This is a genomic window from Hydrogenivirga sp. 128-5-R1-1, assembly GCF_000171895.1.
The window spans coordinates 1-4,137 of record NZ_ABHJ01000053.1; the positions used below are offsets into that span (position 1 = coordinate 1).

Below are 4,137 nucleotides of genomic sequence, written 5' to 3' on the forward strand. Positions count from 1 at the left end.
CAAGTTAAATAAGATTTTAAACAGATTAATTTCTGAGAGTAAACTTCAGTATATTGTAAGTATACAAAACCCAGTTAAGAAAAACAGCAAAGACCTTTTGTATCCAGACATTGCCATTTATCCAGAAAAAATTTACCAGAAAGAAGAAATACCAAGTATAAAAGATGCCTACTTGATAATAGAAGTTTCAGACACAACCCTTGAATATGATAAAAATGTCAAACTTCCAATTTATGCAAAAGGAAAAGCTAAAGAAGTCTGGATTGTAAATCTAAAAGAAAATATTGTGGAAAAATATACAAATCCTTCAGGTAAACTTTTTAAAGATATTCATATTTATAAAAAAGAAGATGAAATACATATTTTTGACAGTAAAATCAATCTATCAGAAATTTTATAACAAGAGGTGAAAATGTCTTTACTTGATAAACAGATAAAAGCTATAAAACAGATTTATTCTGAAGTTGAAAAAGCAGGCTATAAAATCAAGCCTATTATTGTTGGAAAGTTTGCTTTAACAGTTTATACTCAAGGGATGTATCCTGCAAATATAATATCTTTTCTTTTCCCAGATTTAAACCTTATGCATAAAATTTTAAAAGAACTTGGCTATGAACTGGTTGGAGATTTCTGGACAAAAGATGATATAGTTGTAGAAATAAGTAAAAACTTTGAACTTATACCTGAAGGAACCTTTAATCAGATAGAAGCAGATGGAACTATTATAAATGTTATATCAATAGAAGACCTTCTTGTAGATATGATGAAACAGTGTTTAGAAGGAGATGAGATAACATGCGACCTTATAAAAATGATTGTTAAATCTTATAAAAAGGCTATTGATTTTCATAATATTTACAGAAAACTTAAAGACAAAAGAGCAATTACCAGATTCAGAGAATATCAAAAATTAACTGTTTAATTATCTTCCGCCTGCTCCACCACCTCTTTTTGTTTAAGGGTATAAATTAATTTGAAATTTGTCAATAATAATCTAAAATATAAACTATGTATAAAGAGCTTTTCAGTATAAAAATAAGAACATCTAAAGAAGGAAAACATATTTCAGGAAATGAAAGAATAGTTCCTAAAAATAAAATAAATGAAACAGTCTTTAAACTACTTGAAAGGCAAAAAAATAAAGATTTTGATTTTTCAAATATAAAAATAGAAAAATTAAAAGTAAACCCTGAAATAGTAGAAAAAACTTTAAAAATAGAAACATTATTTTTTAGTAATTATAATGAGGCTAAAAAGTACGCAATTAAACTTTTAAACCAAATAGTTAATTTACCTGAGAACCAGTTAGAAAGCATTATTGGTCTTTTATATGAAGGAGCAGCACCTGATGGGTCAAATATGAGAGGGGCTATGTTAGTTAATACAGATGGAAAAAGGGTTGAAATAGACAAATTTAAAGGAGTCAGAACAGTCTTAGTTGATTATGTTGATAGAGAAAAGATAGAAAAAAAGCTTTTAGATAATGGGTTTACAACAAGAACAGCCGATGCTCTTGCTCTTACAACAAAAAACATGCTTCATCCTAAAATAATTGCTGAATTTTGCATATCTGATGACCCAGATTATACAACTGGATATATTTCTACAAAAGATAAATATATAAGGTTATCTCCTTTAAAGTTAGAAGGGCTAAATAAAGGTGGAAGAGTATATTTCATTCAAAGTGATGCAGATTTAACGGATATATATAATTTCCTTCAAAAAACACCTGTTTTAATAAAGGATATTGATTTATGAATGTATTTTTACACGGCTGGGGATTTAGTAAGGAAATATGGAAAGATTTTTACAATCTTGATAACAGTATATTTTTAGACCTTCCTTTTCATGGAGAATTAAAAAAGTTCAGCACGGAAAATATCTTAGAAAATTATATTGAATATATAAATGCTTTTGTAAAAGAACCTTCTGTTTTTATTGGCTGGTCTTTAGGAGCGTCTGTTTCTATTTTGTTTTATTTAAAATATCCTGAGAAGGTAAAAAAATTAATATTAATAGGTTTTTCACCAAAATTTAAAAGTGAAAGTCTGGGACATCCGCCTAAGTATGTTAAAGCCTTTCTCCTTTCTTTGAGAAAAGATTTTGAAAATACAGTTTATAATTTTAGAGTTTTATCTTCTGATAAAAAGTTTGAAAACATTCCTCTTCCAGAAAAAAAAGGAGCAACTAAGATACTAAATGAATATATAAATCTGGATTTAACAGATGATTTAAAGAAGATAACAGTTCCAGCAGTAATTATTCATGGGAAAAAAGATAAAGTTGTTAATTATAAGGTTAGCTATTTTGTAAACCAGAAAATTAAGAATTCTGAGCTTTTTTTATATCCTTATAATCATTCGCCTTTCTACAACAACCCTGATATAATTGTTAACTGTATATAAAATTTTGGTTTACGAGGGAAAATTGCAGTTAGCAATAAAAAATAATTTTTCAAGATTTTGTAGTACCTACGAGAAGTATGCTTTTATTCAAAAAGAATCTGCAAATTTGCTTGGAAAAAATGCTCTTTATGGAATTGGGGTAGACCTGGGATGTGGAACAGGTTTTTTAAGTAAGGCTTTAAAAAGAGATTTTAATCACATTATAGGAATTGATTTATCAAGGGAAATGATTTCTTATTATAAAAGTAAAGGTTTTGAAGGAATAAATGCAGACATAGAAAATCTTCCATTTAAAAACAATAGCTTTGATTTTGCAGTTTCAAATTTTTCTTTACACTGGACAGATATAAATATTTCTTTTAAAGAAATTAATAGAATTTTGAAAAAAAGTGCTATTTTTTTATTTGCTGTTCCTGTTGAAGGTTCTTTAAAAGAACTTCATGAAAAGACTTATAAAACCTTTTACTTTCCGTCTGAGCAAGAAATCTTAAATATACTGAGCAATAATGGTTTTGTAGTGTATGACAAATATTCAAAAAAGTTTCCTTTATATTTTAGGAATGGAAGGCAGATACTGGAATATTTCAAATATACAGGTACTGCCTTTAACAGACGTGCAAAAACACTTGGAGATAAAATTAATGCTTATAAAAAAATTATATCTCTAAGAGATATAACTACCGGTTTTGATGTACTTTTTATAAAAGCTATTAAAGTTTCTTAGCTCTGAATATCCTCACTTTTTGTCCATCAACCTCTTCAAACTCAGGTTCAAACACTTCATCAGAGGAAAATAAATCTAATACTTTATATCTTGCACATACTGCATTTATGGCTTTTGTTATTTCTTCTTTATCCATAACAGCTGTTTCCCAGTAAGTAGCAAATATTAAATTTCCATCTTTATCGTGAACAGCAAGCCTTATCTCATCTACCAACTTTTCCTGGGGGTCGCCATATAAAGTTAATGTTCCATAAAGTTCTTTATTTTCCAAATCATTACTCCCAAGCAGATTTTATTTATTTTTTAATGGTACCAGTGTAAATATCATGTTTCTACCTTCTTTTTTAGGCTGTTTTTCTACTTTCCCGACTTCCTTTACATCTTCTATTATCCTTTCTGCAAGTTGTTGTCCTATTTCTGGATGTACGTTTTCTCTACCTCTAAACATTATAATAACTTTAACTTTATCTCCATCTTCTAAAAACTCTCTTATATGTTTAACCTTTGTTTCATAGTCGTGTTTTTCTATCTTAAGACCAAATTTCATCTCTTTTACATGCTGCATGTGGGCTCTCTGCTTTTTCTTTGCCTCTTTTTCTTTTTTCTTTTGCTCAAATTTGTACTTGCCGTAATCCATTATTTTGCAAACAGGTGGATTTGCTTTAGGGGATATTTCCACAAGGTCTAAATTTCTATCTTCGGCAATCCTCAAAGCTTCTTCAATTGGAACAATACCTAGGTTATTCCCTTTGTCATCAATAAGACGACATTCTTTAACTCTAATCTGCTGATTGATTCTTAACTCTTGAATGGCTAATTTACCTCCAGTTTTATTTTTTCTTTATTGTCAATAATAGTATGTTTTTTATATTTATCCTTTTCATGAGGAAAATCATTTCTGTAATGAACACCTCTACTTTCTTCTCTATTTTTTGCAGATAGTACTATAAGTTTTGCCAGATATAAAAGGTCTTTAATATAATATCCATTTTCAGTGTCTTTTACTTT

At 28.5% G+C, this 4,137-nt stretch carries 7 protein-coding genes and 1 pseudogene; 5 read left to right on the forward strand and 3 right to left on the reverse strand.

Annotation, left to right across the window (positions count from 1 at the left end; genetic code table 11):
- The 5 genes from HG1285_RS17680 to HG1285_RS05655 all read left to right on the forward strand — a co-directional run.
- A partial coding sequence (locus HG1285_RS17680) for a Uma2 family endonuclease (protein WP_008288336.1) occupies window positions 1-400 on the forward strand: 400 nt, incomplete at its 5' end.
- 12 nt (window positions 401-412) lie between these two features.
- A complete protein-coding gene (locus tag HG1285_RS05670; RefSeq protein WP_008288337.1) occupies window positions 413-922 on the forward strand; it encodes a 6-carboxyhexanoate--CoA ligase in 510 nt (169 codons plus the stop codon).
- A gap of 86 nt (window positions 923-1,008) precedes the next feature.
- Window positions 1,009-1,758 (forward strand): 6-carboxyhexanoate--CoA ligase, encoded by a 750-nt coding sequence (locus HG1285_RS05665; protein ID WP_008288338.1) that lies wholly within the window; start codon window positions 1,009-1,011, stop codon window positions 1,756-1,758.
- Window positions 1,755-2,405: an alpha/beta hydrolase gene (locus HG1285_RS05660; RefSeq protein WP_008288339.1), complete on the forward strand. Its 651-nt coding sequence runs from the start codon at window positions 1,755-1,757 to the stop codon at window positions 2,403-2,405. The genes HG1285_RS05665 and HG1285_RS05660 overlap by 4 nt, the downstream gene beginning before the upstream one ends.
- A gap of 22 nt (window positions 2,406-2,427) precedes the next feature.
- Window positions 2,428-3,129, forward strand: a complete 702-nt coding sequence (locus tag HG1285_RS05655; protein ID WP_032496820.1) for a methyltransferase domain-containing protein — start codon at window positions 2,428-2,430, stop codon at window positions 3,127-3,129.
- On the opposite strand, the gene HG1285_RS05650 is transcribed toward HG1285_RS05655, so the two are convergent.
- The 3 genes and pseudogenes from HG1285_RS05650 to HG1285_RS05640 all read right to left on the reverse strand — a co-directional run.
- A complete protein-coding gene (locus HG1285_RS05650; RefSeq protein WP_008288341.1) occupies window positions 3,116-3,400 on the reverse strand; it encodes a hypothetical protein in 285 nt (94 codons plus the stop codon). The two genes, HG1285_RS05655 and HG1285_RS05650, sit on opposite strands and share 14 nt — an antisense overlap.
- 21 nt (window positions 3,401-3,421) lie before the next feature.
- Window positions 3,422-3,940: a translation initiation factor IF-3 gene (gene infC / locus HG1285_RS05645; RefSeq protein ID WP_032496821.1), complete on the reverse strand. Its 519-nt coding sequence runs from the start codon at window positions 3,938-3,940 to the stop codon at window positions 3,422-3,424.
- A 2-nt stretch (window positions 3,941-3,942) separates the two neighbouring features.
- Window positions 3,943-4,137: pseudogene (locus HG1285_RS05640) on the reverse strand (L-aspartate oxidase); the annotation flags it as partial.

Coding starts and splice junctions, on each gene's coding strand:
- HG1285_RS05665 (WP_008288338.1), top strand. CDS start 1,009: ATGTATAAAGAGCTTTTCAGTATAAAAATAAGAACATCTAAAGAAGGA.
- HG1285_RS05660 (WP_008288339.1), top strand. CDS start 1,755: ATGAATGTATTTTTACACGGCTGGGGATTTAGTAAGGAAATATGGAAA.
- HG1285_RS05670 (WP_008288337.1), top strand. CDS start 413: ATGTCTTTACTTGATAAACAGATAAAAGCTATAAAACAGATTTATTCT.